The organism is Dokdonella koreensis DS-123 (assembly GCF_001632775.1).
Taxonomy (GTDB): Bacteria; Pseudomonadota; Gammaproteobacteria; order Xanthomonadales; family Rhodanobacteraceae; genus Dokdonella; species Dokdonella koreensis.
Genome location: NZ_CP015249.1, coordinates 2,586,980 through 2,613,012, shown reverse-complemented (window position 1 = coordinate 2,613,012; position 26,033 = coordinate 2,586,980). Strand labels below are relative to the sequence as shown.

Genomic DNA, 26,033 nt, shown 5'->3' with positions numbered 1-26,033 from the left:
GCCGTTTCGACTGTCCACGGGAGCTGCCATCGATGACGCGCCTGACCATCAACGATCGCGACGTGACGGTCGCCAGCGGCGAGGACACCCCGCTGCTGTGGGTGATCCGCGACGAGCTGGGCCTGACCGGCACCAAGTTCGGCTGCGGCATCGGCCTGTGCGGCGCCTGCACCGTCCACGTCGACGGACGGGCGATCCGCTCGTGCATCACGCCGGTCGCGGCCGTGGCCGGCGCGCGCGTGACCACGATCGAGGGACTCGATCCGGCGGGCGCGCATCCGCTGCAGAAGGCCTGGGTAGAAACCCAGGCGCCGCAATGCGGCTACTGCCAGTCGGGCCAGATCATGCAGGCGGCCACGCTGCTCAAGGATTTTCCGGACCCGAGCGATCGCGACATCGACGCCGTCATGGGCGGCAACCTGTGCCGCTGCATGGCCTATGTGCGCATCCGCAAGGCGATCAAGCTCGCCGCCGCGCAGATCGGGGAGCACCACGATGGCTAGCCTGCGCGGGCCGGACCCTTCCGCTGCCGCACCGGCCTCGCCGGCGCGGCGCGGCTTCCTGATCGGTGCCGCCGGCGCCGGCTTCGTGCTCGCGTTCGCGCGGCCGGGCGCGCTGCTGGCCGATCCGGCCGCCGCCGTCGCTGCCCGTGCCTACGAGCCGAGCCTGTGGTGCCGCATCGACGCCGACGGCATCGTCACCGTCAACATCATCCGTGCCGAGATGGGCCAGCACGTCGGTACGGCGCTGGCGCGCATCCTGGCCGACGAGCTGGAGGCCGACTGGGCCGACGTGCGCATCGCGCACGTGGACACCGACCCGAAGTGGGGGCTGATGGCGACCGGCGGCAGCTGGTCGGTCTGGCAGAGCTTCCCGCTGCTGAGCCAGGCCGGCGCGGCCGGACGCATCGCGCTGATCGAGGAAGGCGCCAAGCTGCTCGGCGTCGCGCCGTCCGCGTGCCGCGCGCGCGCCAGCACGGTCAGCGCCGGCGGCCGCTCGATCGGCTACGCCGAGATCGTCCGCCGCGGCAACCTCGCGCGCAGCTACAGCGCCGACGAATTGAAGGCGCTGCCGCTCAAGCCGGCAGCGGAACGGCGCCTGGTCGGCGTCGATACGCAGGCGATCGACGTTCCCGCCAAGACCGACGGCACGGCGATCTACGGCATCGACGCCAAGGTCCCGGACATGGTCTTTGCGCGCCCGAAGATCCCGCCGACACGCAACGGGTCGAAGGTGGTATCGATCGACGACAGCGCGGCCAAGGCGGTCCCCGGCTACCGCAGCAGCCTGGCGCTGGAAGACCCGTCCGGAACGGTGCCCGGCTGGGTCATGGTGTTCGCCGACTCGTTCGCCGCGGCCAGCCGCGCTGCCGACCGCGTACGCGTGGAATGGCACAGCGACGACACGGCGCAGGTCTCCGAGCAGGACATCCTCGACCACGGCGCGCAGCAGATCGCCGATCCGGCGGCCGGCGCGACGGTGTTCGACGACGAGGGCGTCGACGCCGCCTTCGCGGCGGCCGACAGCGTGCTGGAGCGGACCTACACGACCGCCAGCGTGCTGCACTTCCAGCTCGAGCCGGTCAATGCGCTCGCGTTCGAGAAGGACGGCCGCTGGGAGATCCATACCGGCAACCAGTGGCAGTCGCTGATCCTGCCGACGCTGGCCAAGGCGCTGGGTGTCGGCGAGGACCGCGTCATCATGCGCACCTACCTGCTCGGCGGCGGCTTCGGCCGGCGCCTCAACGGCGACTACGCGGTGCCGGCGGCACTGGCGGCCAAGGCGCTGGGGCGTCCAGTCAAGATGGTGCTGACGCGCGCCGACGACGCGCGCTTCGATTCGTTCCGCTCGCCGTCGATCCAGCGCGTGCGGATGGCCTTCGACCCGGACGGCGCCGTGACGGCGATGCAGCACGACGCCTCGGCCGGCTGGCCGACCCAGGTGATGGTGCCGGCCTTCATGCCGAAGGGCCGCAACGGCGCCGCCTACGACCCGTTCGCGATCGCCGGTGCCGACAGCTGGTACACGGTCGGCGCGCAGCGGGTGCGCGCGCTGTCCAACGACCTGGCCAATCGCGCATTCCGGCCCGGTTGGCTGCGGTCGGTCGGGCCCGGCTGGACCAACTGGGCATCGGAGTGCTTCATCGACGAGGCGGCGCACGCCCGCGGCGTCGACCCGGTCGCGTTCCGCCTGCGCCTGCTCGACGGCAAGGGCCGCAATGCCGGCAGTGCACCCAATGCCGTCGGCGGTGCGGCGCGCCTGGCCGCCGTGGTCAGGCGCGCGGCCGAGAAGGCCGGTTGGGGCGGCCCGCTGCCGAAAGGCACGGGGCTGGGCATCGCCGCCACCTTCGGCCAGGAGCGCGACATGCCGACCTGGATCGCCTGCGTCGCCCGCGTGCGCGTGGACCGGGCCAGCGGCGCCGTCGCGCTGGAGAAGCTGACGCTGGTGGTCGACGCCGGCACGATCGTCCATCCCGACGGCGCGCTGGCGCAGACCGAAGGCGCCGCGTTGTGGGGAGCGAGCATGGCGCTGCACGAAGGTACGCGCTTCGTCGACGGCCAGGTGCAGGACACCAACCTGGACACCTACACGCCGCTGCGCATCGGCGACGTGCCGGAGATGGACATCGAGTTCGTCGCCAGCACCGAGGCGGCGGTCGGCCTCGGCGAGCCGGCCACCACCGTGGTCGGGCCGGCGATCGGCAATGCCGTGTTCGCGGCCGTCGGTGCGCGCGTGCGCCACCTGCCGATCCGTCCGGACGCGGTACGCGAGGCGCTGGCAGGCAATCGCGCCTGAACGGAAGGCGCGGCGCCAACTGGCGCAGCGCGGGCTTTGCGCGTAGACTGCGCGGCGTTTGCTGCACCGGCTGCCCGTTTTCCCCCGGTACGCCCGCCTTTCCAGGCTGCGAGTCGTCCTCGATCCGCCTGACACGGCCCCACTCCGCACGTCTTTCGCTGCGCAAACCCGGCAGGCCAGCCTGGCTCGCCCGACAACAAGAACACACTCGCAGCGCGGTTTGATGGGAACGCTCCGGGTCTATACGACGGAGCATCACTATGTCTTTCGAAAGCCTTGGGCTCGCGCCCGAGCTCAACCGTGCGCTTGCCGAACTGGGCTACGCACAACCGACCCCGATCCAGTCCGAAGCGATCCCGCTGGCGCTGGCCGGGCACGACCTCATGGGCGGCGCCCAGACCGGTACCGGCAAGACCGCGGCCTTCGCGCTGCCGCTGCTGCAGCGGATCGCGCAGACCCCGCCTGCCGGCGGCCCGCGCCGCCCGCGCGCGCTGGTGCTGACCCCCACCCGCGAACTGGCGGTGCAGGTGCACGACAGCCTGCGCGCCTACGGCAAGTACCTGCGCCTGGCGAGCACCACCGTCTACGGCGGCGCCGGCATGCAGCCGCAGATCGACGCGCTGCGCCGCGGCGTGGACATCCTGGTCGCCACGCCGGGCCGCCTGATCGACCACATGGAGCGTCGCAGCGTCGATCTTTCGCAGGTCCAGGTGCTGGTGCTGGACGAAGCCGACCGCATGCTCGACATGGGCTTCCTGGCCGCGATCAAGCGCATCCTCGGCAAGCTGCCGGCCAACCGCCAGACGCTGCTGTTCTCGGCGACGTTCGAGGACGCGATCAAGAAGCTCGCGATGGAGTTCCTGCGCGACCCGCGCGAGGTACAGGTCTCCACGCGCAACACCGTGGCGAGCACGGTCGCCCATCGCGTGCATCCGGTGGACGCGGTGCGCAAGCGCGACCTGCTGGTCGACATCCTCTCCAAGCGCTGGCAGGAGCAGGTGCTGGTGTTCGGCCGCACCAAGCACGGCTGCAACCGCCTGGCCGAGCAGTTGGAGAAGGCCGGCATCGAGTCGGTCGCGATCCACGGCAACAAGAGCCAGGCGCAGCGCCTCAAGGCCCTGCGCGACTTCAAGTCCGGCAAGGCGCGCGTCATGGTCGCCACCGACGTGGCCGCCCGCGGCCTGGACATTCCGCAGCTGCCGCTGGTGATCAACTTCGACCTGCCGATGGTCGCCGAGGACTACGTGCACCGCATCGGCCGCACCGGTCGCGCCGGCGCGACCGGCGAGGCGATCTCGCTGGTGGCACCGGACGAGTCCGAGCTGCTGCGCGCGATCCGCCGGCTGCTGAAGAACGAGCTGGAGATCGTAGAGGCCGAGGGGTATGCCCCGAGCCGCGCGCTCGACCTGACCGGTCATGCGCCGGCGGCCGGCCGTCCGGCCGGCCAGCGGCAGGCGCCGAAGAAGCGCTCGCGGCGCTCGCGCGGCGGTGGGCAGGGCGGCAAGCCGCAAGCCCATGCCGGCGCGAAGAAGCACGGCGCCCAGCGTAGCGACGGTTCGCGTCGCGGCAGCGGCGGCCGCTGATGGCTCGTCGGTCCGCCGGCCCTGCCGGCGGACCGATCACGGTGGCGCGGACAGCCGCGCCAGCGCCTGCTCGCGGTCCAGGCCCTGCACGCGCAGATTGAAATAGTGCTGGCAGTCGGCCGAGAAGCTCACGCGTCCCTGCGCCGGCAGCCCGCCCAGCCATCCGATCAGCGCGATCGCGTTCTCGCCGACGCCCTGTTCGGCCAGCATCGCCTGCAGCTGCACGGCACGGTTGGCGATCATCCGCGGGCTTTCACGGTAGCGCTCGGCCGCAGCGGCGAGCAGCGCCGCCGTCGCGTCGACATCGGCACCGGCGATCCGGTCGGCGAGCCAGCGTGCCGGCGACGGCGTTTCGCCCGGAGCGAGCCAGTCGGCTGCCGCTACCTCCGCGGCCGGTGCCGCGGGTTCGCCCGCCAGGCGCGCGGGTTCTTCCTGGCCGCAGCCGGCCAGGCCGCCGATCAGGAAGGGAACGCTCAGCATCAGCCATCGGCGCATCGCAGGTCTCCTCGACATCGGCATGGGCCTCGCCTCGCCGGCCCGGATGCCGAGATCCGGCGTGGAACCGGCACGGTCGGTTGACCGGTCCGTGTCGGCGCATTCTATCGGCACGGTCGGCAGGGTGCCGCCGCTCTAGCGCGCTGCAGGCGGCACACGCGGGGCCGGCGAATGCGACGGCCATTCGTGTGCGCGATTTCGCTTGGATTTTCATCGATCGTCCGCATACTCTGACGATCGCCGCGGATGACGCCTGCCGTCGCCCCGCCCTGCGTCGCCGGAACGGCGGGCGCGCGCGCCGAGCGTCTTGACTCAATCAGGGAGAGCCTATGCCTCACCACACGCCGCTGATCGCCACGATCGTCGCCGGCATCGTCCTGGCGTTCGCGTTCGGCATGGTCGCGCAGCGGCTGCGGCTGTCACCTCTCTTCGGCTATCTGGTCGCCGGTGTCTGCGTCGGCCCGTTCACGCCCGGCTTCGTCGCCGACGCCGGCCTGGCGCACGAACTGTCGGAAATCGGCGTCATCCTGCTGATGTTCGGCGTCGGCCTGCACTTTTCGCTCGGCGATCTTCTCTCGGTCCGCAAGATCGCGATTCCCGGCGCCGTCGTGCAGATCACGATCGCGACCGGCCTGGGCATGCTGCTGGCCTGGACGCTCGGCTGGACCTGGGGCGCCGGCCTGATCTTCGGCATCAGCCTGTCGGTGGCCAGTACGGTGGTGCTGCTGCGCGCGCTCGAGGAACGGCGCCTGCTGGAGACGATGCGCGGCCGCATCGCGATCGGCTGGCTGATCGTCGAGGACCTGGTGACGGTGCTGGTGCTGGTGATGCTGCCGGCGCTCTCGGGCCTGCTGGGCGGCAAGATGGAGGAGGGCGTCGCCGGCGACACCGCCAGCATCCTCGCCGCGCTCGGCTGGACGATGGCCAAGGTCACGCTGTTCATCGTGCTGATGTTCGCGGTCGGCCGCCGCGTGATTCCCTGGGCGCTGGAGCGGACGGCCGCGATCGGCTCGCGCGAGCTGTTCACACTGGCGATCCTGGCGATCTCGCTCGGCGTCGCCTACATGTCCTCGGCGCTGTTCGACGTCTCCTTCGCACTCGGCGCGTTCCTGGCCGGCGTCGTCCTCAACGAATCCAAGCTCAGCCACGAGGCGGCCAACGACTCGCTGCCGATGCGCGACGCCTTCGCGGTGCTGTTCTTCGTCTCGGTCGGCATGCTGTTCGACCCGAAGATCCTGATCGAGCAGCCGGTGGCGGTGCTGGCGACGTTTCTGATCATCACCGTCGGCAAGTCGGTCGGCGCGCTGTTCATCGTGCGCGCGTTCGGCCATCCGATGCAGACCAGCCTGACGATCGCCACGGCGCTGGCGCAGATCGGCGAATTCTCGTTCATCCTGGCCGCGCTGGGCGTCAGCCTGGGCCTGCTCAGCGAGGACGGCCGCAACCTGATCCTGGCCAGCGCGCTGCTGTCGATCATCGTCAACCCGATGCTGTTCGTCGCGCTGGACCGCTGGAATGCCCGGCGCGACGCCGAGAAGAGCACCAAGGCCGCCGAAGCCGAGGCGGCCGAAGGCGTGCCGCCGGCGACCGACGACGACTTCCTGCCGGACCGCGCGCTGATCCCCGCGGGCAACCACATCATCCTGATCGGCTTCGGCCGGGTCGGCTCGCGCGTCGGCAAGGCGCTGCACGCGCGCGACATCCCGCTGGTGCTGATCGAATCGGATCGCGACGACTGCATCGCCGCCCGCAGCCTCGGCATCCCGTGCATCCTCGGCAATGCCGTCGCCCCGCAGGTACTGGCCGACGCGAATCTCTCGACCGCGCTGGTGCTGCTGGTGGCCATCCCGCAGACGCTGGAGGCCGGCCCGATCATCCGCCAGGCGCGCGAGGTCAACCCGACGCTGGCGATCCTGGCGCGCGCGCATTCGGACGACGAGGTCGCCTACCTGCTCAAGGCCGGCGCCGACGCGACGATCATGGGCGAGAGCGAGATCGCGCGCAGCATGTGCGACTCGGTGGAATCGCTGATTCGCCTGACGCCGCGCCTGCGTGCCGCCAACAGCGACGAGCCGCCTGACGCCGCGCCGACCAGTCCGCAGGCGGCCTGAACCGGCGATACGCGTCTCGGCCGGCGGGCCGCGTTCGGGCCGGCCGGGTGTCGCCTGATACCCGGGACAGCCGCCCGGTCGGTGCCCATTGCCGATTCTCGCCCGATTCAGCCGTCGCTCCGGACGATCGATGCGAGCGCGTGGATGTCGCACGCGAAACCCGACGGAGGCACTGCCCATGAGCGCACGCGACCCGCGGCGTACCCCGGCACCCGGTTATCCGGGCGAGAACCCGACACCCCGGCGCACGCCGCCGAAAGCGCCCGGCGAGGGGCGGCCGGACGAGCCGCAGAACGTCCCGCGGCGCAAGCCCGGGCGCGGCAACGGCTAGGGCCTGTCATCCGTTCCCGGGGCAGGCCGTGCGTGCGGTCGGGCCGGTCCGTCGCTCGATGGCCGTACGGCCGTCCATTCCTTTCGATCGCCAACGCGCGACAGCCTGTGTATAACGTGCGCCCGGGCACGGCGCCGAACGTACACGACCAGCAGGCCAGATCGATGTCGCTTCTGATGATCGACAACTACGACAGCTTCACCTTCAACCTCGTGCAGTATTTCGGCGAGCTCGGCCAGACGGTCAAGGTGGTGCGCAACGACGAGCTCGATGTCGAGGCGATCGCGGCCCTGCAGCCGACGGCGATCGTCATCTCGCCCGGTCCGTGCACGCCCAACGAAGCGGGCGTATCGCTCGAGGTGCTGCGCGTGCTGTCCGGCCGCGTGCCGATCTTCGGCGTCTGCCTCGGCCACCAGTCGATCGGCCAGGCCTTCGGCGGCACCGTGGTGCGGGCGCGCCAGATCATGCACGGCAAGACCTCGATGATCCGCCACGCCGGCAAGGGCGTGTTCCGCGGCCTGCCCGATCCGTTCGAGGCGACGCGCTACCATTCGCTGGTGGTGGAAAAGACCTCGCTGCCCGACTGCCTGGAAATCACCGCGTGGACCGAGGATGCGGACGGCAATCTCGACGAGATCATGGGTCTGCGCCATCGCCAGCTCGCCGTCGAGGGGGTCCAGTTCCATCCGGAGTCGATCCTGACCCAGCACGGCCACGCGCTGCTGGGCAATTTCCTGACCGCCTGATCGTTTCGCGGCGGCGCGAGGCGACCCTCGCGCCGCCGGGCAGGGGCTGCGACGCCGCCGGAACGGACGTCCATATCGATCGGTCCGCGCAGCGGGCTTGTGTCGTCGCGACAAGATGGTAGGTTTCCCTCCTGTCCCCAGGTGCGTTTCCCGGAATCGTCGATGCCCATCACTCCCCAGCAGGCCCTCCAGCGCGCGATCGAGCACCGCGAGATCTTCCACGACGAGATGATCGACCTGATGCGGCAGATCATGCGTGGCGAGGTCTCCGCGACGATGACCGCGGCGATCCTGACCGGCCTGCGCGTCAAGAAGGAAACGGTCGGCGAGATCGCCGCGGCCGCCCGCGTCATGCGCGAGCTGGCGGCACCGGTCGCGATAGAGGCGGGGCCGAACTTCGTCGACATCGTCGGGACCGGCGGCGACGGCGGCCACAGCTTCAACATCTCGACGGCGGCGATGTTCGTCGCGGCCGCGGCCGGCGCGCGCGTGGCCAAGCACGGCAACCGCAGCGTCTCGTCGAAGTCCGGCAGCGCCGACGTGCTCGAGGCGCTCGGCGCGGTGATCGATCTCGCGCCGCCGCAGGTGGCCGAGTGCATCGCCCAGGTCGGGATCGGCTTCATGTTCGCGCCCAACCACCATCCGGCGATGAAGGCCGTCGCCGGGGTGCGTCGCGAGATGGGCGTGCGCACCCTCTTCAACATCCTCGGGCCGCTGACCAATCCGGCGTCCGCGCCGAACATCCTGATGGGCGTGTTCCACCCGGACCTGGTCGGCATCCAGGTGCGCGTGCTCGAGCGCCTGGGGGCGCGCCATGCCCTGGTCGTCTGGGGCAAGGACGGCATGGACGAGATTTCCCTCGGCGGCGCGACCCAGGTCGGCGAACTGCGCGACGGCGTCGTGCACGAGTACGAGATCCATCCGGAGGAGTTCGGCTTCGCGATGGCCTCGGGCCGCCAGTTGCGCGTGGCGGACGCCGTCGAGTCGCGCGAGCGCGTGCTCGAGGCGCTTGCCGACACGCCGGGCGCGGCTCGCGACATCGTTGCCTTGAATGCCGGCGCCGCGCTCTACGCGGCCGACGTGGTCGATTCGATCGGCGCAGGCATAATCCGCGCACGCGAGGCACTGGCGAGCGGTGCGGCGCGGGCACGCCTGGACGCGTTCGTATCGACGACCCAACGCATTGCGAAAGGAGGTTGAATGAGTGACATCCTGCAGCGCATCCTCGCTCGCAAGGCCGAGGAGATCGCCGAGCGCAGTACCCGCGTGCCGCTGGCCGAGCTGTCGGCCCGGATCGGCGACCTGCCCGATACGCGCGGCTTCGCCACCGCGATCGAATCGGCGATCGAGGCCGGCCGGCCGGCGGTCATCGCCGAGGTCAAGAAGGCCAGCCCCAGCCAGGGCGTGATCCGTCCCGATTTCGACCCGGCGGCGATCGCGCGCAGCTATGCGGCGGGCGGCGCCACCTGCCTGTCGGTGCTGACCGACGCCGATTTCTTTCACGGCAGCGAGACCTATCTGCAGCAGGCACGCGCCGCCTGCGAGCTGCCGGTCCTGCGCAAGGACTTCACGATCGACGCCTACCAGGTGTACGAGGCGCGCGCGATCGGCGCCGACTGCATCCTGCTGATCGCCGCGGCGCTCGACGATGCGAGCCTGCTCGAGCTCAGCCTGCTGGCCGCCGAGCTCGACCTCGACGTCCTGGTGGAGGTCCACGACGGCGAGGAACTGGAGCGCGCGCTCGGCGTTCCGGCACCGCTGATCGGCATCAACAACCGCAACCTGCGCACGTTCGAGGTCTCGCTCAGCACCTCGGTGGACCTGCGCGACCTGGTGCCCTACGACCGGCTGCTGGTCGCCGAGAGCGGCATCCGCACGCTGGACGACGTCGCCCGGCTGCGCGACGCCGGCATCGATGCGTTCCTGGTCGGCGAGAGCTTCATGCGCGCCGTCGATCCCGGCGACGAGCTGGCGCGCCTGTTCTCGCTGGAATGAACGCCGGCTCGGGCCAGGCCGCCGGGGACGTCCGGATCGTGCCGTTCCGGCCGGACCGGGCGGCCGAGTTCCGCCGCCTGAACCTGCAATGGCTCGAGCGCCACTTCACGGTCGAACCGCTGGACCGCGAGCTGCTGGACGATCCGGTGGGCAAGGTGCTGGACCCGGGCGGCGAGATCCTGTTCGCGGCCGCGGGCGACGCCATCGTCGGCACCTGCGCGCTGCTGCACGCCGGCGACGGGGCCTTCGAGCTGTCCAAGATGAGCGTGGAGGAAGATCGCCGCGGGCAGGGGATCGGCCGCTTGCTGATCGAGGCGGCGCTCGACGCATTCCGCCGCCGCGGTGGGCGCGAGCTGTTTCTCGAGTCGAGCAGCCGGCTGCAGCCGGCCCTGCGGCTCTACGAGAGCGTCGGCTTCATGCTGCAGCCGCAGCTGCGCCCCGGCTCGCACTACCGGCGGGCCGACGTCTACATGATCTGGAAGGATCCCGCGTCACGCTGAGCGGGGGTGCTCAGCGTGTGCCGAGCACCACGATCGTCTTGCCGGACACGGAGATCATGCCCTGTTCCTCGAGCTGCTTGAGGACGCGGCCGACCATCTCGCGCGAGCAGCCCACGATCCGGCTGATCTCCTGGCGCGAGATACGGATCTGCGTGCCTTGCGGGTGCGTCATCGCGTCCGGCTCGTCGGTGAGGTCGATCAGGGTCTTGGCGACGCGCCCTGTCACGTCCATGAAGGCCAGGCGGCTGACCTTGCGATTGGTGTGCAGCAGGCGGTTGGTCAGCTGCGAGCCGATCGCGAACAGGATCTTCGGGCATTCCTCGCGCAGCGGGCCCTCGAACAGGCTGAACATCCGCTCGTAGCCGATCTCGGCGAACTCGCAGGGCGTGCGCGTCCGGACCAGGACCTCGCGGCGGGGCGTCTCGACGAACAGGCCCATTTCGCCGATGAACTCGCCGCGGTTGAGGTAGGCCAGGATCAGCTCGCGGCCTTCCTCGTCCTCGGACGAAATCGTCAGCGAGCCTTCGATGATGTAGTACAGGATGTTTGCGGTGTCGCCGGGCCGTACGATGACGGTCTTGCTCGGATAGCGCCGACGATGGCAGGCGCTGAGGAAGCGCTCCATCGCCGCGCGATCGGGGGTGAGGAACGGCGGGGCCTGGACCCTGGAGACGTTGCGCTGGAGGTTGTATTTGAAGTCGGCGGCGTTCACGTGTTGTTCTCCCCTGCACATGGCATCCGGCTGCATCACTGCGACGTGACGCATGGTTCCCCACGCGTCTGCGAGTTACGCCACAGCACCGTGCGAGCTCATCTTACATGGAGGAAACCCATTGTGGCAGCCGTCGCTCATAATTCATGTTGTCGTAGTTTCGCCTTCGAACCGATTGGGACATAATCCGCCGCCCTTGCCGACGCGATCCGACGGTCGACGCCGCGCGGGGAAGACGAGGGCCGACAGGCGTCCGCGCCGGGCGGCCTGCGGTCGGATCGAGGAGGGGCAGCGACGTTGTGCCGCTGCCCGAAAGGTTCTGTTCCCGCGCGTGCCGCCGGCCGGCAGCCGCGCCCATGACGAGGTGATGGTAGTGGTCAAGCCCATTCCCAGGCTGCGGCTGCAGGGTTTCAACAACCTGACCAAGGCGCTCAGCTTCAACATCTACGACATCTGCTACGCGGTGTCCGAAGACCAGCGCCAGCGCTACATCGAGTACATCGATGAGGCCTACGACGCCGATCGTCTGACCAAGATCCTCACCAACGTCGCCGACATCATCGGCGCGAACATCTTGAACGTCGCCCGCCAGGACTACGATCCCCAGGGCGCCAGCGTGACGATCCTGATCTCCGAGCACCCGATCGTCGAGAAGCTCGGCAAGGACGTCATTTCCGACGCGGTGGTGGCGCACCTGGACAAGAGCCACATCACCGTCCACACCTATCCGGAAACGCATCCGCACAACGGCATCGCGACCTTCCGCGCCGACATCGACGTGGCGACGTGTGGCGTGATCTCGCCGCTGAAGGCGCTGAACTACCTGATCGACAGCTTCGAGTCGGACCTCGTCATCATGGACTACCGGGTGCGTGGCTTCACCCGCGACGTCAAGGGGCGCAAGCACTTCATCGATCACAAGATCAACTCGGTGCAGGAGTACCTGGCGCGGCACATCCGCCACAAGTACGAGATGTTCGACGTGAACGTCTACCAGGAGAACATCTTCCACACGAAGATGCACATCAAGGACTTCGACCTGGATACCTACCTGTTCGAGGCTACCGCCGACGACCTGTCGTTCAAGGAGCGCCAGCGCATCGAGTCGCTGCTCAAGCGCGAGATCGAGGAACTGTTCCACGGCCGCAACCTGGTCTGACGCATCCGGCCCGTCGGCTTCGAAGGCCCGCCCATCGGCGGGCCTTTTTGTTTTCCGGCGACCGTCCGGCCTGTCCGCACGACATCCGGCCGGCAGGGGCGGGCAGGCCCGGCGGCCCGGCGGGTGCCCGGCCCGCCGGCCGCGGCCGGCTACAGCCGGTAGGCCACCGTGCGCATGACCTGCGCGGCCGCGCGCATCAGCAGGGGAATCGGCGGCGGCAGCGGCGCCGCGCCGGCGGCTTCGGCGCGTTCGGCGTGGCGCGCTTCGTCGCGCTTCATCTGGTCGACCACGGCGCGGCTGCGCGCATCGGCGGCGGGCAGGGCGTCCAGGTGCGCTTCCAGGTGCGCCTCCACCTGGCGCTCGGTCTCGACCACGAAGCCCAGGCTCAGGCGATCGCCGATCAGGCCGGCGGCCGCGCCGATCGTCCAGGCACCGCCGTACCAGAGCGGGTTCAGCAGGCTCGGCCGGCTGTCCAGCTCGCGCAGGCGCGCGCCGCACCAGGCCAGGTGGTCGGTTTCCTCGGACGCGGCCTCCATCAGGTGGTGGCGCAGCGCTTCGGTCCGGGCCACCGCGGCCTGCCCGACGTACAGGGCCTGCGCGCAGACCTCCCCGACATGGTTGATGCGCATCAGGCCGGCCGCGTGGCGGCGTTCGTGCGGTTCCAGGTCCGCTTCGGGGATGGCCGCGGCGGGCGAGGGGCGTGCCGCCGCCGGTTCCGGCTCGAACACCGTCGAGAGCGTTCGTTCCAGCGCCACCAGCAGGCGGTCGGTCACGGACAGGTCGGCGCCCATGGGCGACTCCGGATGTAGAAGGGGATGGCCCAGTTTAACCCCGCCGGGCCGACGTGCCGGCGGAGCGGGCCGCCGGCGTTTCTCACGTGCTGTGCCTTTTGTGCGAGTTGTGCGAGAATGCCGCCCCCGCCGGGACGGGGCGGCTGCCAGCGCACGATTATCTTGCGCAGCATGGCTTTTACCCCTATACTCCCGCGTCTTTATTTCTGACCAGCCCGCGTTCGGGCGATCAAGGTGTTCCCGATGAAAACGATCAGCGCCAAGCCCGAAACCGTGCAGCGCGACTGGTATGTGGTCGACGCGACGAACAAGACGCTCGGCCGCCTCTGCTCCGAATTGGCCGTTCGTCTGCGCGGCAAGCACAAGCCGATCTACACGCCGCACGTCGACACGGGCGACTACCTGGTCGTCATCAACGCCGAGAAGATTGCCGTCACCGGCAACAAGCTCAACGACAAGAACTACCACCGGTTCACCGGCTACATCGGCAACCTCAAGACCACCTCGCTCAAGGACATGCTGGCCCGTCATCCGGAGCGCGTGATCGAGATCGGCGTCAAGGGCATGCTGCCGAAGAACCCGCTGGGCCGCGCGATGTTCCGCAAGCTCAAGGTCTACGCCGGCGCCGAGCATCCGCATACCGCCCAGCAGCCGCAGGCGCTGGAACTCTAACGCGCATTCCTCAGCAAGAGTCCGCGCACCCCGCGCGGGCTTTTCAAAAGAGCAGACCATGGCAATCACTCAGAATTACGGCACCGGCCGTCGCAAGTCCTCCGCCGCCCGCGTGTTCCTGCGCAAGGGCTCGGGCAGCATCGTCGTCAACGGCAAGACGCTCGACCAGTTCTTCGGCCGCGAGACCGCGCGCATGATCGTGCGCCAGCCGCTCGAGCTGGTGCAGGCCGGCGACAAGTTCGACGTGCTCGTCACCGTGGCCGGCGGCGGCACGACCGGCCAGGCCGGTGCGATCCGCCTGGGCATCGCCCGCGCGCTGGTCGAGTACGACGAGACGCTGAAGTCGCCGCTGCGCAAGGCCGGGTTCATGACCCGTGACGCCCGCGAAGTCGAGCGCAAGAAGGTCGGCCTGCACAAGGCCCGCCGCGCGACCCAGTACTCCAAGCGTTAATCCCGGACGCATCCTCCGGTATCATCCGGGGATGCGCCGAAGGCCGTCAGCCGAGGGAGCGATCCTCCCTCGTGGCCAGCCGATTTTGGGAGATCGTCTAATGGTAGGACAACGGACTCTGACTCCGTTTATCTAGGTTCGAATCCTAGTCTCCCAGCCACTTCGTCGTCGCACGGTATCTCGCAAGAGACCTGCGAACGCTCATAACCCCGCGTAACAGCGGGGTTTTTTTATGCGTGCCGGCGTGTCCCGGTAGAGCGGCCGGCGCGGCGCGTCCGGTGAGCCACCGGGCAGCCGCAGACACGGCGCCCCCGTCCTGGCTGCTCAGAGGGACGGTCCACGGACCTGTTCCACGGCACGCGGCGACGCACTCGAACCTTGATCGCCGGCCCTTCGATCAGGTCTACTTCGGCAGGCTGTCCGCACACAGGGCAGTCTGACCTCGCAAAGAGCCTCTTATCGAGCCGGGCTTGGGCGCCACTGAGGGACGAGCCGGCTCTCACGAACGCCCACTGGCCGGGCCGGACGGCGTCCCTGGGGCTGTGCGAGCACGAGCATTCATGGCGGACAACCCAACGCATTTCATGCGCAGCTACTCGTTCGCCGGGTTCCGTTTCGATCCGCGTGCACGCATCGTGCTGCGCGGTGACGAGCCCGTCGCGATTCCACCGAAGTCGCTGGAATGCCTGGCGTACCTGCTCGAGCACCGCGATCGCGCGGTCGGCCGCGACGAGCTGATCTCGGCGGTATGGGGCCGTACCGACGTCGGCTACGCCGTACTCGCGCAAACCCTGTGGAAGGCCCGCCGGGCACTTGGCGAGACGCGGGCGGACACGCAACTCGTGCGTACCGTCTCGCGCTTCGGCTACCAGTGGGTGGCGCCGGTGGAGCTGATCGATGCCGCGCCGCTGCCGGCCCAACCATCGCCGTCGCAGGCATCGCAGGTGCAGGACCCACCTTCGCCGTCGGCCGTACCGGTGCCCGTCACGTCGTCGCCCGTTCCCGGCACCTCCCGGCGCTGGCGCCTGCCGGCATCGGTCCTTGCCGCGATTCTCGTCGTGGCCGGCGCAGGGGTGATCTGGCTCGGGCGCAGCACACCGCCACCGCCACCCGCCGCAGAGCCGGCTGCGATCGACGGCGGACGGTTTCTCGTGCTGCCGGTGACGCTCGATGCGGAAGCCGGTGACGGCGCCTGGGTCCGACTCGGCGTGATGGACTACCTGGGTGCGCGCCTGCGCGAAAGCGGCGGCGTGCAGGTGACGCCGAGTGATCGCGTGGTCGCCCTGCTGAGCCAGCAACCGCATTTCGATGTCGGCGATCCGGCGCAACTGGAGCAGGTCCGGCTGGTCACGGGGGCGTCGTACGTCGTCGTGCCGCGCGCCACGCGCCATGACGGCGGCTGGAAGATCACGCTGGCCATGCATGGCAACGAGGCCGTGCAGACGGTCGAGGCGGAGGCGGCCAGTCCGCTCGACGCGGCCAATGGCGCAGTCGAACGCGTGCTGCGCGCGGCCGGCATCGAAACGAGGTCGCTCGACGTCCGCCCGGACCGGTTGAGCGAGCTGCTGCAGCGCATCGACGCGGCCAGCCTCGCGGGCGATCACGCGCGCGCGCGCGAACTGGCCGAATCCGCACCGGTCGATCTGCGCACCGATCCGCGGTTGCGGCTGAAGACCGCCCAGATCGATTTCCACAGCGGCCGGCTCGACGAAGCCGCCGCCGTTTTCGAACCGCTGACCGGGTCATCGACCGGCCTGTCCGACGAGCTGCGCGCCGTGGCGACGATGGGGCTCGCCGCGATCGCCGAGCGTCGACAGCGCTACGGGGAAGCGGTTGTGCGCTACGGCGAAGCGATCGGCCTGCTCGGCGAGCGCGGAGACCCGGCCTCGGTCGGGCAGGCGTACATGATGCGCGGCTTGGCCGAAGGCTATCTCGGCCAGACCGACCGTTCTCTGGCGGACTTCGGCCGAGCGCGTCTTGCGATGACGCGTGCCGGCGACCAGCCGATGCTGGCGAATCTCGATAGCGCAATCGGACTTGCCGAACGTGCGCGCGGTCGCTACGGCGAAGCGGCGGCAGCCTTCGATCGGGCAATCGTCGTCCTCGACCGCTTCAACATGAACGACCGTCTGGCAGCCGCCCTGATCGGGGCGGTTGGCGTGCGGCTGGCCTTGCTCGACCATGCGCGCGCGCTGGTCTTGAGCGAGCGTGCCTGGCAGCTGGCCGGCTCGATCGAGAGCCGCATCCTGGTCAACTATCTGGCCCTCGTACGTGGCTACGCCTTGCTCGCGAACGGCCAGCTCGGCGCGGCCGAGGCCCTGTTGCAACAACTGGGGCCGATCGCCGATCCGGCCAGCGCCGAAGCGATGCCGGATCTGCTGCTGCTGCGCGTCCAGCTCGATGCGGCCCGGCACCGGCCCGGCATCACCTCGCGGCAGGCCGACCTCCTGCTCGACCGCATCGAGCACCCGGTCGAGCCAACCTTCCGCACCAGCTTGGGCGGTGCCGTCATGGTGCTGGCAAGCAGTGCGCTGGACGGCAACGACGTCGCGCTCGCCGAACGCCTGCTCGAGCACCTGCGTCGTGGCGCGGCCGACAGCGGCGACACGTTGCGGCCGTTGGCGCTGGCCCTTGTCGAGGCGAAGATTCTGGCCGTCAGGGGCGATGCGGCGGCCGGCACGCATTTCTCGATGGCGCTGACCGAGGCCGATCGCGGCCCTTACCCCGATGCGCTGGTGACGGTCGGCCTGGCCTGGGCGCGACAGCTGCAGCACGGCGGCGATCACGAGACGATGACGATGCTGGCCGGCCGGCTCGCGCCGTTGGTCGAGCGCGACTTCCGCGCCGCGCGTGCAGCGGCGGTCCTGTACCGGGCGCTCGGCGAACCGGCCCTGGCCGCGGCGGCGGACGTCAGCGCCGCCGCGCTGGCCGGCGAGCGCGATCCGCACGGACCGCTCTGAACGCAATCGCGGGTTCTCCTTACGATCTGCGCAAGACGCGCTCGTGGCGCCCTGACTGCGCGCCACCGCGTTTTGATGCAAGGGAGACGGTTCGGAGACGATTCCGTCATCCGCCCCCGTCGCCGATGCCCTAGCGTTGCCGGACAGTCGCAACGCACCCCCTGCGGGTGCGGTGTCATCAGTACGGGGTCAGCGGGCTGCGCCCGCCGCAACGAGGACAAATCGTATGTCGAGATACTGGGGCGGGCCGGCGGCCTGCCTGATGGGGTTGGTCGCCGCTGCGGGAGCCGCCGGCGCCGGATCGCTGCCGCTGGCCGTGGACGAGGGCTTCGAGCAGTTCGCAACACCGGGTGTCGGCATCTATGCCAACGGCTGGATGCGCCAGGACAACAGCGAGCAGCCGCTGCGCCACGGAGCGCAGGGCCACGGCTGGCATCAGCAATCGCCGTGGTTGTATGACGGCTATGACGCGCCGCCGCGAGCCTACCTCGTCCCGCTCAATCCCCAGCAGGTTCCGGAGGGCGGCGTCGTCAGCGTCTGGCTGCTCAGTCCGCCGGTCGCCTTCGGCGGATCGTTCTCGCTGACCTTCCAGGCGCGCAGCCTGAGCCTTCCCGAACTTGGCCCGGCAGTCGATCGGCTACAGGTCCGACTCTGCCGCAGCGGCGCCTGTACCGACGTCGGCACGGCCGCCGAAGACGTCGGCGAATTCGGCGACCTGCTGCTGGACATCAATCCCGACGAGGAAGACGACGGCGTTCCGAGCGAATGGACGCGGTACACGATCGGTCCGGGCGGGGCGGTGCCGACCAGCGGTGTCGGGCGCATCGCGTTCCGCTACTACGTGCGACAGACACCGGCGCATCGGGCTTCCGGCCGGCTGGGCCTGGATCGGGTCACGATCGGCACCGATCCGAACGGCAGCGCGGGGCTTAACCTGGCGCTGACAGCCACGGCCTACGATCCGTCGACGCCTGACGCCTGCGATGGCTCCGACCGCATCGAGGCCACGCTCGGCGACCGCATCAACCTCTGCTACGAGGTCACCAATACGTCGCCCGAGACCTTGCGCCATCACTGGCTGCGCGACGACCGCGTCGGCACGATCCTCAGTGCCGACGTGCACGACCTGGCGCCCGGCGCGAGCTACCGCTACAACCGCGTGATCACGGTCGGCCGCTCCGAGACGCTCTCGGCCACGGCGACCTCGCAGACCCAGGCGCAGGACTACCACCTCGACGACAGCCAGCCGGCCGACTACCTCGACGCGACCGACGGCGAGGTCGTGACGCCGGGCGCGATCGCGACGATGCCGTTCGATTTCCGTTTCTACCGGACGTCGGTGGACCGCTACTGCGTGTCCAACGACGGCGTGTTCGCCGCGGTCCTGAATGGAAGATGCCCGGACAATGCCGTCGTCGGCGCTCTTCCGAGCGGCGCCTCGGACTACATCGAGAACAGCCCGTTCGCGGCGGTGTACGCGGCGAAGTTCTGGACGCGCTACGGAGCGATCCACCGCAAGCTGGTCGGCACGGCGCCGAACCGGCGGCTGGTCATCCAGTGGCATCAGAAGGTGCCGGCGGCGATCCCGCCGGGGCAGGTCGATCCGAGCCGTGGGCTGGATGCCGAGCTGATCCTCCACGAAGGCTCGAACCGGATCGAGTACCAGTACCGCAACACGCGCTTCGGCGCACTGGCGCAGGACGACGACGGCGGCAACGCGAGCATCGGCCTGCAGAAGGATCTGCATGGGATCGGCTACTCGTACCAGACGCCGAGTCTGAGGTCGGTGCGCCGGATCGTCTGGACGCCGACCACGCCCTCGATCCACGTCGACTCGCGGGCACTGCAGATCGTCGGGTTGGCGCCCGGGCTGGTCAGCGGCGCCGAGACCATCAGCGCCATCGTGCCCTCGCACGGCAGCGGCCGCGTCCAGGTCGGCATCGGCAATGCCGGAGAAGGGCGGCTCGACTGGTCGGGCGCGAGCGCACCGGCCAGCTTCGACCTGTTCCCGCCGAGCGCGTCAGCGCGTGCGGTGCGGGACGTGCTGCCGGCCGCTGCGGCCGGCACGCCGGCGGCGTTCCACACCTTCGACCTGTACAACGACTGGTCGGGAATCGGCTATGGCTCGCTGATCCGCTTCGATCCGGCGCGTACCAGCTATGCGCCGCCGGGCGGAGCGAACGGCATCGCCAATCTCGACGGACGCCAGATCCGCGCGATCGCGTTCGCCGACGACGACTTCAGGACGCTCTACGCGATCGACGACGCGACGCATGAACTGATGCGCTGGGTCGATCTCGACCGACCGTTTCCTGCACCGCACTACGAAATCGTCGGGACCGTCCCGCTGCCGCTGAACCGGATCACCGGCCTGCGCCAGGATCCGACCACCGGCACGATGTACCTGAGCACCGCCACCGAGGGGGCGGGCAGTGCGCTATGGACGCTCGACCTGGCCACGGCGGCGGTGCATCCGGTCGGTGCGATCGCCAATGCGCCGCAGGTCGCGGACATCGCGTTCGACGTGCAGGGGCAGCTCTACGGCGTGGATGAGACGCTGGGTGCACTGCTGATGATCGACAAGCACACCACCGAGGCGATCGCCCTCGGTTCGCTCGATCCCAACGCACGCGGTGCACTGGCTCTCGATTACGACGCTTCGAGCGGGTCGTTCCATCTGCTGTCGTCGCGTCCCTTGTCGGTGAACGGCAGCGGGGCTTTCTGGTCGATCGATGCCGCCAGTGGAGCGACCACCTTCATCTCCGAAGTCTTCGGAATCAAGTCGGGTGCGATGTGGCAGTCGCTGGCGATTGCGCGACGGACGAACGCCTGCACCGCGCCGGAAGAAGTGCCGTGGCTGTCGCTGTCGCCACCCGGCGGCTCCATCGCCGCCGGCGCCGCCCCTCAGGTACTGAACATCGATTTCGACGGCGCGGCCTTGGCGGACGGTTGGCACAGCGCGAACCTCTGCCTGTACAGCAACGACCCCCTGCGGCGCCGGCTGACGCTGCCGGTGCGTCTGTTCCTCGGCCCCGATTCCCTGTTCGCCGACGGCTTCGAGTCGAATCACTAGCGGCCGCCTGGCGGCCGCACTGCGGAGAAATCCATGCTCTTTCATCGCTTATCGCATCCTTCCTTGGTACGGCCGGCCGGGCGCTTGCGCCCGCTGAGCGCCGCCCTGCTGGTGCTGCTCGGTCTGCCGGCGGCGCAAGCGGCGACCATTCTCGTCGACAGCGACGCCGACGGCTCGGTCGCCGACCGGTGCACGCTGCGCGACGCCGTGGCCGCGGCGAATACGGACGCCGCCATCTCCGGCTGTCCGGCCGGCAGCGGCGCCGACACGATCCGGTTCGCGCCGGGGGTCTCCTCGATCACGCTGACCGCGGCGGACGGCGGTTCGCTGCTCGTGACCAGCGCGCTCGACCTCGACGGGCAGGATCGCCTGGTCACCGTGCGACGAGAGGCGGACGATACGACCTTCCGGATCATCGAGACCCTCGAGACGGCACCGTTGGTCCTGCGCTGGATGAAGATCAGCGGCGGGCGTCTGGACGAGAAGGACATGGACCGCGGCGGAGCCGGAGTCCTGGCCAGAGCCGATCTGACCGTGGATCGCAGCGAAATCTCGTCGAACCTGACGAACAAGCTGCAAGGCTACGGTGCCGGTGTTCTCGCCCATGCAGGATTGGAACTGGTCGACAGCGTCGTCTCCGGGAACGCAACCACCGGGGCCTCCTCGCCCGGGGGCGGCATCTATTCGTACCAGCCCCTGTCGCTGACGCGCAGCATCGTAGCCGGCAACGCGACGCTCGGGACCGCATCGCCCGGCGGCGGCATCGCGACGCGCCTGGTCGATGCCGTAGCGATCCAGAGCGCGATCGTCGACAACTGGACCAGCGGCGACAATTCGTTCGGTGGCGGCTTCCACGTTCCCGTCGCGACGATCACGCTGACCGATTCGACGGTGTCGGGCAATTCGACCGAGGGCGGCGCCGCCTGGGGCGGCGGCGGCTATGCATACGTCATGCGCGCCAGCGGAAGCACGCTGTCGGGCAACTCGACCCTGGGCTATGCCTCCTATGCGGGCGGTGTCATGACAGTGGCCGCGGACGTCTCGAACAGCACGATCTCGGGCAATGCAACCCTGGGCGAGCAATCCGCGGGGGGCGGCCTTGTCGTGCTGTTGGACTCGAGCATCCGCAACACCACGGTGTTCGGCAACAGGGCCGGCCAGTCGATCGGTGGGGGTTTGCTCGTGTTCGCCGCCGACCCTTCGGTCGTCGTCAGGCTCGACAGCAGCCTGGTGTTCGGCAACGAAGCTGCCGCCGACGCCGAGGTCGGCTTGTTCGATCCCACCGGCGAGATCGGATCGGTCCGGATCACCGGTAGCCACAATCTGATCGGCGCCGCGTCGAACACCGCGGTGTTCCCGGCCGATACGCTGCGCTGCGATCCGTTGCTGTTGCCGCTGGCCACAAACGGTGGCGCGACGATGACGCACCGGCTCGGTGACGGCTCCTGCGCGATCGATGCCGGCGTCAATCCCGACGGGCTCGTTTCGGATCAACGTGGTGGTGCCTACGCGCGCACCTCCGGCGCCGCCACCGACATCGGTGCGATCGAGCGCCAGCCGGCCGACGAGGAGACGATCTTCTGCGACGGTTTCGAATCGGACTAGTCCTCTCGCATCGCGTCTGCGGCGCGCACGGGACGCAAGGCGGTCCGGCGCGCCTCGGCGACCGCGTTCCCGATGGCGTCTGGAACGGGCGCTGCCGCCGGATCCGGCCGGCAGGACGCAGGGGACGGGTGATCGCGTGCGGATCGTCGGGACGCGCCGGCGCGCGCCGCCGGAGATCCACGGCACCGCCTGTCCACGAGCGGGCGCTCGATCGCGCGTTCGATCCGCCGTTGCATGCCGGCCATGCGACCGTTCGGGCGGCCGTCCGGATCGGTACCTGCGCCGCGTGACCGCCACCGAGGCGGGTCCAGCGGCTTCCCGACATGAGGGTGCCCAAGCGGTTTCGCTGAACCGGGGCATGCCGGATGATCGCCGGCGTGTTGTTGTGCGGATCGTCCTCTGACTAGAGTAGCGGGGCGTGGCCTTCTACCGGGCGGCGGGTTGTGGAATACCTCGGGCCGGTCCAGCCGACTCGGACGTGTACGCGTTGCGCCGCCCCACAAACGAGGATCAAGCAATGACGACCCGATACCCCTACAGCAGTGCGGTGGCGTTCCTGAGCCTGTTCGCCGCCACCACGGCCTGCGCCGATCCGAGCGACGACCGGTTCACGCTGCGGCTCGGCGCGATGCATGCGGATGGCAGTGGAGAACTCTATGGCGACGGCAGTGCGGCGGGCGTCGACGCCTCGTTTCGCGAGGCGTTCGATCTCGGCGGCAAGGAGATCTCGCCGCGCATCGACGGCGTGTTCCGCTTCAGTGACCGCAATCGCCTGATCTTCGACTACTTTCGATTCAAGAAGGACAACAACGCCACGCTCGGGCGCGATCTTACGTACGGCGACGTCACGCTGCCGGCCGGCAGCTTCGCCCGGTACAACGCGGAGTTCCAGCTCGCCAGCCTGATCTACGACTTCTCGGTCGTCGACAGTCCGCGGTTCTCGGCCGGCCTGCAGATCGGCGCCGAATGGGCCAAGGTCGACGGCCGGCTGCGTGCCGAAGCCGGCGAGAACCAGTACCGCGCCTCCGCCGGCGAGAAGGGCGTGGCCCCGGTGGTGGGCCTGCGGCTGACCGGCAAGCCGAGCGACAAGTGGCTGCTCAGCGTCCAGGCCCAGTACCTCGATGCGGGGTGGGGCAATTTCGACTACGAAGGCGAGATCAAGCGTGCCAATGCGATCGTCGAGTACCGCATCACCGATGCCTTCGGTGTGTTCGCCGGCTACGACTGGTTCAAGATCAACTACGAGGAGTCCGGCCGGGATGCGCGCGGCGGCATCGACCTGGAATTCAAGGGACCGATGGCGGGCATCACGCTGGCATTCTAGGCGGGCGCGGCAGGCGGGCCGCCCGGAGAACGGCGGCGCCGCTCCCGCCCGTTCCGGTGCCGGCGCGCATGCGTGCCGGGTTCGTGCGTATCGACCATTCCCGGCGGGCGGGCTGCCGGCCCGCTCGCGGAGCCGCCCGTGCCTCTGATTGCGTTTCATTCCCCCGTGCCGCCGCGGCGCTCGCTGCCCGGCACGCTGCTGCGCACCGCCGGTGTGTGGATGCTGCTGTGGCTGATGACGGTGGCCGTTCCCGGCCAGGCCCAGGACGGCCAGCCGAAGCTGGTCGAGGCGCAGGCCGAACTGGCGCGGCAGGTGGACGAGCTGGAGGCCATCCGCGGCCAGGCAGCGACGGTCGCCGATGGCGGCCAGCGGCTGGATCTGCAGCGGCGCGCCGCGGCCGTGGCGGCCGCCGCGCGCACGATCGCCGATGGCCTCGCCGCGGAGCAGGCCGTGCTGCAGCAGCGCCTGGACGAACTGGGGCCGGTCGTGGACGGCATGCCCGAGGCGGCCGACGTCAGGCAGCAGCGCCAGCGCCTGGCGGCCGACCAGGCGAAGGTGGATTCGGCCGTGAAGCGGGCCCGGCTGCTGGCCTTGGACGCCAACCAGTCGCGTGAGTCGCTCGCGGCCGCGCAGGTGCAGGCTGTCAGCCAGGAGCTGGCCGAGCGATCGGCATCGCCGCTGTCGGCCGCGTTCTGGACGGCGGCGGGCGCGCAGGCCGGTTCCGACGCGGAACGGCTGCTCGCGTTCATCGGCAGCATCGGCGCGCGGCCGGCCGGTGGCTACACCGCGCGCGTGGTGGCCGTGCTGGGCTCGGCGCTGCTGATCGCGCTGCTGGTGCTGTGGCCGGTGCGGCGCTGGCTGCACGAGCGCGGCATGCGCCATGCCGCCCGCAACACCACCGGCGCGGCGCGGTTGCAGCGTTCGGTGTTCGCGGCCTGGCTGCTGGTGACCGAAACGGCCCTGCCGGTCATCGCCTTGGTCGTGCTGGCGGCGGCGCTCAAGCGCTCCGGCCTGGTGACCGATGCCGGCGTGCCGCTGCTGGATGCCGTGCGCAACACGCTGGGTGCGGCGGCCTACGTGGTGGCCGCCGGTTACGCGCTGCTGCTGGTGCGGGTGCCGGCGTGGCGCCTGTTGCGGCTGGATACGGCCGCGGCCACGATCGTCCGGCCGCTGCCGTGGTTGTTCGCCGCCGTCCTGGTGACCACGGCCCTGGTGATGCGGGTCACCACCGGCGCGGGATTGAGCGTGGCCACGGTCACCGCGGTGGAGGCGCTGCTGGCGGTGGCGAACGTCGGCGCGCTCGCGCTCGGACTCATGATCGTGGGCCGGGCGCGCGCCGCGCAGCGAAGTGCCGCCGGCGCCGCGTCCGAGTCGCTGCGCAGCGTGCTGGTCGGGATCGGCCTGGTGTTCGGCTGGGTCGGCGTCGTCGGGATGTTCATCGCGGCGCTGGCCGGCTATCTCGCGTTCGCGATACGGATCTCGCAATGGATCGTCTGGGGCGCGGCGGTGACGGCCACGCTCTACCTGCTGATGGCACTGGTGGACGATCTGTGTCGGGGCGTGCTGTCCGGCAAGGCCCGCTGGGGCCAGTCCGCGCGTGCGCGGTTCGGTGTCCCGGACCGCACGCTCGACCAGTTGGGCGTGGTGTTGTCGGCGGTGCTGCGCGTGGTCCTGATCGTGTTCGCGTTCGGCGCTCTGTTCGTGCCGTTCGGAACCGGCTTCACCTCGTTCTTCGACCTGTTCAAGATGTTCGGCGAAGGCGTCCAGATCGGCGGCGCCACGCTTTCGGTGCAGGCGTTCGCCCGCGCGGTGCTGGTGTTCTTCGTCGTCTGGGCGCTGCTGCGCGGCGTCGCCCATTGGCTGGCGAACAGCTACCTGCCCACCACCAGCCTGGAGCCCGACGCGCGCAGTTCGGTGGTGACGATCGTCGGTTACCTCGGGCTCGCGGTCGCGGTCGTCTGGGCGCTGGCGGCGCTCGGCATCGGGATGGAGAAGCTCGCCATCCTGATCAGCGCCCTCTCGGTCGGCATCGGTTTCGGCCTGCAGGCGATCACCCAGAACTTCGTGTCGGGCCTGATCCTGCTGGTCGAGCGGCCCGTGCGGATCGGCGACTGGGTCAGGCTCGGTGACCAGGAAGGCGACATCCGCCGCATCAACGTCCGTTCGACCGAGATCCAGATCGGCGACCGGTCCACGCTGATCGTCCCCAATTCCGAGCTGATCACCAAGACCGTGCAGAACATGACCAAGGCCAACCCGCTGGGGCGGGTACAGCTCAAGTTCTCGGTGTCGCTCGACGAGGATCTGGACGCGGCACGCGGGCTCCTGCGCGAGACCCTCCTGGCCCAGCCCGGCGTGCGCGAGACGCCCGCACCGTCGGTCTTCGTCGACGCCATCGACAACGGCCGGGTGATGTTCAACTGCTTCGCCTACGTGAGCGGTCCGCGCGAGGCCTACGGGATTCGCAGCGAGCTGCTGCTGGGCGTGATCCGCCGTTTCCGCGAAGCCGGCGTCGGGCTCGGCGTCCCGAACCAGCAGGTGCGGGTGCGCTTGGAGAAGGACGACCACGATGACGAGGGGCAGGCGGCGCCGGCGCCTCGATAGCCGGGTATCGGCGCCGTGGCCGGCGGTGCTGCGTGGCCGGCGCGGGCCGGCCCGTCCGCCCGCGCAGACGCGCCTCTTCGCGTTCGTCACCTGTCGGGTATCATCGAGCGGCGCGTCCGGAAGCG

The 26,033-nt window shown here is 69.8% G+C and carries 20 protein-coding genes and 1 tRNA gene; 18 read left to right on the top strand and 3 right to left on the bottom strand.

The annotated features are described in order from the left end of the window. Nucleotides 1-32 precede the first annotated feature (32 nt). The 3 genes from I596_RS10595 to I596_RS10585 all read left to right on the top strand — a co-directional run bounded on the left by I596_RS10595 (nt 33) and on the right by I596_RS10585 (nt 4,379). On the top strand, nt 33-503 hold the full coding sequence (locus I596_RS10595) for a (2Fe-2S)-binding protein (protein WP_067647490.1): 471 nt from the start codon (nt 33-35) through the stop codon (nt 501-503). After that, nucleotides 496-2,796 carry a xanthine dehydrogenase family protein molybdopterin-binding subunit gene (locus I596_RS10590; protein WP_067647487.1) on the top strand — a complete coding sequence of 767 codons (2,301 nt, stop codon included), beginning with the start codon at nt 496-498 and terminating at the stop codon, nt 2,794-2,796. The genes I596_RS10595 and I596_RS10590 overlap by 8 nt, the downstream gene beginning before the upstream one ends. Nucleotides 2,797-3,056: 260 nt before the next feature. Continuing rightward, nucleotides 3,057-4,379 carry a DEAD/DEAH box helicase gene (locus I596_RS10585; RefSeq protein WP_067647483.1) on the top strand — a complete coding sequence of 441 codons (1,323 nt, stop codon included), beginning with the start codon at nt 3,057-3,059 and terminating at the stop codon, nt 4,377-4,379. Nucleotides 4,380-4,415: 36 nt separating this feature from the next. Here the strand turns inward: I596_RS10585 and I596_RS10580 are convergent, their stop codons facing one another. Continuing rightward, nucleotides 4,416-4,874: a hypothetical protein gene (locus tag I596_RS10580; protein ID WP_067647480.1), complete on the bottom strand. Its 459-nt coding sequence runs from the start codon at nt 4,872-4,874 to the stop codon at nt 4,416-4,418. Between the two features lie 329 nt (nt 4,875-5,203). Between I596_RS10580 and ybaL the strand changes: the two genes are divergently transcribed. The 6 genes from ybaL (at nt 5,204) to I596_RS10555 (ending at nt 10,557) form a co-directional block, all read left to right on the top strand. Then, entirely contained in the window at nt 5,204-6,985 is a 1,782-nt protein-coding gene (ybaL, locus tag I596_RS10575; RefSeq protein ID WP_067647477.1) for a YbaL family putative K(+) efflux transporter, read from the top strand. A gap of 178 nt (nt 6,986-7,163) precedes the next feature. Further along, nucleotides 7,164-7,316: a hypothetical protein gene (locus I596_RS18770; protein WP_190278896.1), complete on the top strand. Its 153-nt coding sequence runs from the start codon at nt 7,164-7,166 to the stop codon at nt 7,314-7,316. Between the two features lie 164 nt (nt 7,317-7,480). Further along, entirely contained in the window at nt 7,481-8,062 is a 582-nt protein-coding gene (locus I596_RS10570; protein WP_223303813.1) for an anthranilate synthase component II, read from the top strand. 162 nt (nt 8,063-8,224) lie between these two features. Further along, nucleotides 8,225-9,262, top strand: coding sequence for an anthranilate phosphoribosyltransferase (gene trpD / locus I596_RS10565; RefSeq protein WP_067647474.1), 1,038 nt, complete (start codon nt 8,225-8,227; stop codon nt 9,260-9,262). Next, entirely contained in the window at nt 9,263-10,057 is a 795-nt protein-coding gene (trpC, locus tag I596_RS10560) for an indole-3-glycerol phosphate synthase TrpC (RefSeq protein ID WP_067647471.1), read from the top strand. It abuts the gene before it with no gap. Further along, entirely contained in the window at nt 10,054-10,557 is a 504-nt protein-coding gene (locus tag I596_RS10555) for a GNAT family N-acetyltransferase (protein WP_067647468.1), read from the top strand. The genes trpC and I596_RS10555 overlap by 4 nt, the downstream gene beginning before the upstream one ends. Nucleotides 10,558-10,567: 10 nt before the next feature. Here I596_RS10555 and crp read toward each other — a convergent pair whose 3' ends face one another. Continuing rightward, complete coding sequence (crp, locus tag I596_RS10550) at nt 10,568-11,182, bottom strand: cAMP-activated global transcriptional regulator CRP (RefSeq protein WP_083965779.1); 615 nt, start codon at nt 11,180-11,182, stop codon at nt 10,568-10,570. A gap of 460 nt (nt 11,183-11,642) precedes the next feature. Here crp and speD point away from each other — a divergent pair, with 460 nt between their 5' ends. Continuing rightward, nucleotides 11,643-12,428: an adenosylmethionine decarboxylase gene (gene speD / locus I596_RS10545; protein ID WP_067651771.1), complete on the top strand. Its 786-nt coding sequence runs from the start codon at nt 11,643-11,645 to the stop codon at nt 12,426-12,428. A 149-nt stretch (nt 12,429-12,577) separates the two neighbouring features. Here speD and coq7 read toward each other — a convergent pair whose 3' ends face one another. After that, nucleotides 12,578-13,219, bottom strand: a complete 642-nt coding sequence (coq7, locus tag I596_RS10540) for a 2-polyprenyl-3-methyl-6-methoxy-1,4-benzoquinone monooxygenase (protein ID WP_067647466.1) — start codon at nt 13,217-13,219, stop codon at nt 12,578-12,580. A gap of 243 nt (nt 13,220-13,462) precedes the next feature. Between coq7 and rplM the strand changes: the two genes are divergently transcribed. The 8 genes from rplM to I596_RS10500 all read left to right on the top strand — a co-directional run bounded on the left by rplM (nt 13,463) and on the right by I596_RS10500 (nt 25,908). Then, complete coding sequence (gene rplM / locus I596_RS10535; RefSeq protein ID WP_067647463.1) at nt 13,463-13,891, top strand: 50S ribosomal protein L13; 429 nt, start codon at nt 13,463-13,465, stop codon at nt 13,889-13,891. A 58-nt stretch (nt 13,892-13,949) separates the two neighbouring features. Then, complete coding sequence (rpsI, locus tag I596_RS10530; RefSeq protein ID WP_067647460.1) at nt 13,950-14,342, top strand: 30S ribosomal protein S9; 393 nt, start codon at nt 13,950-13,952, stop codon at nt 14,340-14,342. 86 nt (nt 14,343-14,428) lie between these two features. Next, nucleotides 14,429-14,502: transfer RNA gene (locus tag I596_RS10525), tRNA-Gln, on the top strand. Between the two features lie 400 nt (nt 14,503-14,902). Then, nucleotides 14,903-17,302, top strand: a complete 2,400-nt coding sequence (locus tag I596_RS10520; protein ID WP_067647457.1) for a winged helix-turn-helix domain-containing protein — start codon at nt 14,903-14,905, stop codon at nt 17,300-17,302. Between the two features lie 226 nt (nt 17,303-17,528). After that, a complete protein-coding gene (locus tag I596_RS10515) occupies nt 17,529-20,375 on the top strand; it encodes a choice-of-anchor J domain-containing protein (RefSeq protein WP_150132109.1) in 2,847 nt (948 codons plus the stop codon). A gap of 84 nt (nt 20,376-20,459) precedes the next feature. Beyond that, entirely contained in the window at nt 20,460-21,980 is a 1,521-nt protein-coding gene (locus tag I596_RS10510; RefSeq protein ID WP_067647451.1) for a choice-of-anchor Q domain-containing protein, read from the top strand. A gap of 517 nt (nt 21,981-22,497) precedes the next feature. Further along, nucleotides 22,498-23,304 (top strand): hypothetical protein, encoded by an 807-nt coding sequence (locus tag I596_RS10505; protein ID WP_067647448.1) that lies wholly within the window; start codon nt 22,498-22,500, stop codon nt 23,302-23,304. Nucleotides 23,305-23,442: 138 nt separating this feature from the next. Continuing rightward, nucleotides 23,443-25,908, top strand: coding sequence for a DUF3772 domain-containing protein (locus I596_RS10500; RefSeq protein ID WP_150132108.1), 2,466 nt, complete (start codon nt 23,443-23,445; stop codon nt 25,906-25,908). Nucleotides 25,909-26,033: the final 125 nt, after the last annotated feature.

What these genes read in the sequence shown, in the direction of transcription:
- I596_RS10590 (WP_067647487.1), top strand. Translation starts at nt 496, where the DNA reads ATGGCTAGCCTGCGCGGGCCGGACCCTTCCGCTGCCGCACCGGCCTCG.
- I596_RS10580 (WP_067647480.1), bottom strand. Translation starts at nt 4,874, where the DNA reads ATGCGCCGATGGCTGATGCTGAGCGTTCCCTTCCTGATCGGCGGCCTG.
- rplM (WP_067647463.1), top strand. Translation starts at nt 13,463, where the DNA reads ATGAAAACGATCAGCGCCAAGCCCGAAACCGTGCAGCGCGACTGGTAT.
- trpD (WP_067647474.1), top strand. Translation starts at nt 8,225, where the DNA reads ATGCCCATCACTCCCCAGCAGGCCCTCCAGCGCGCGATCGAGCACCGC.
- I596_RS10570 (WP_223303813.1), top strand. Translation starts at nt 7,481, where the DNA reads ATGTCGCTTCTGATGATCGACAACTACGACAGCTTCACCTTCAACCTC.
- coq7 (WP_067647466.1), bottom strand. Translation starts at nt 13,219, where the DNA reads ATGGGCGCCGACCTGTCCGTGACCGACCGCCTGCTGGTGGCGCTGGAA.
- trpC (WP_067647471.1), top strand. Translation starts at nt 9,263, where the DNA reads ATGAGTGACATCCTGCAGCGCATCCTCGCTCGCAAGGCCGAGGAGATC.
- I596_RS10515 (WP_150132109.1), top strand. Translation starts at nt 17,529, where the DNA reads ATGTCGAGATACTGGGGCGGGCCGGCGGCCTGCCTGATGGGGTTGGTC.
- rpsI (WP_067647460.1), top strand. Translation starts at nt 13,950, where the DNA reads ATGGCAATCACTCAGAATTACGGCACCGGCCGTCGCAAGTCCTCCGCC.
- ybaL (WP_067647477.1), top strand. Translation starts at nt 5,204, where the DNA reads ATGCCTCACCACACGCCGCTGATCGCCACGATCGTCGCCGGCATCGTC.
- I596_RS10585 (WP_067647483.1), top strand. Translation starts at nt 3,057, where the DNA reads ATGTCTTTCGAAAGCCTTGGGCTCGCGCCCGAGCTCAACCGTGCGCTT.
- I596_RS10520 (WP_067647457.1), top strand. Translation starts at nt 14,903, where the DNA reads ATGGCGGACAACCCAACGCATTTCATGCGCAGCTACTCGTTCGCCGGG.
- I596_RS10555 (WP_067647468.1), top strand. Translation starts at nt 10,054, where the DNA reads ATGAACGCCGGCTCGGGCCAGGCCGCCGGGGACGTCCGGATCGTGCCG.
- I596_RS10505 (WP_067647448.1), top strand. Translation starts at nt 22,498, where the DNA reads ATGACGACCCGATACCCCTACAGCAGTGCGGTGGCGTTCCTGAGCCTG.
- I596_RS18770 (WP_190278896.1), top strand. Translation starts at nt 7,164, where the DNA reads ATGAGCGCACGCGACCCGCGGCGTACCCCGGCACCCGGTTATCCGGGC.
- crp (WP_083965779.1), bottom strand. Translation starts at nt 11,182, where the DNA reads ATGGAGCGCTTCCTCAGCGCCTGCCATCGTCGGCGCTATCCGAGCAAG.
- I596_RS10595 (WP_067647490.1), top strand. Translation starts at nt 33, where the DNA reads ATGACGCGCCTGACCATCAACGATCGCGACGTGACGGTCGCCAGCGGC.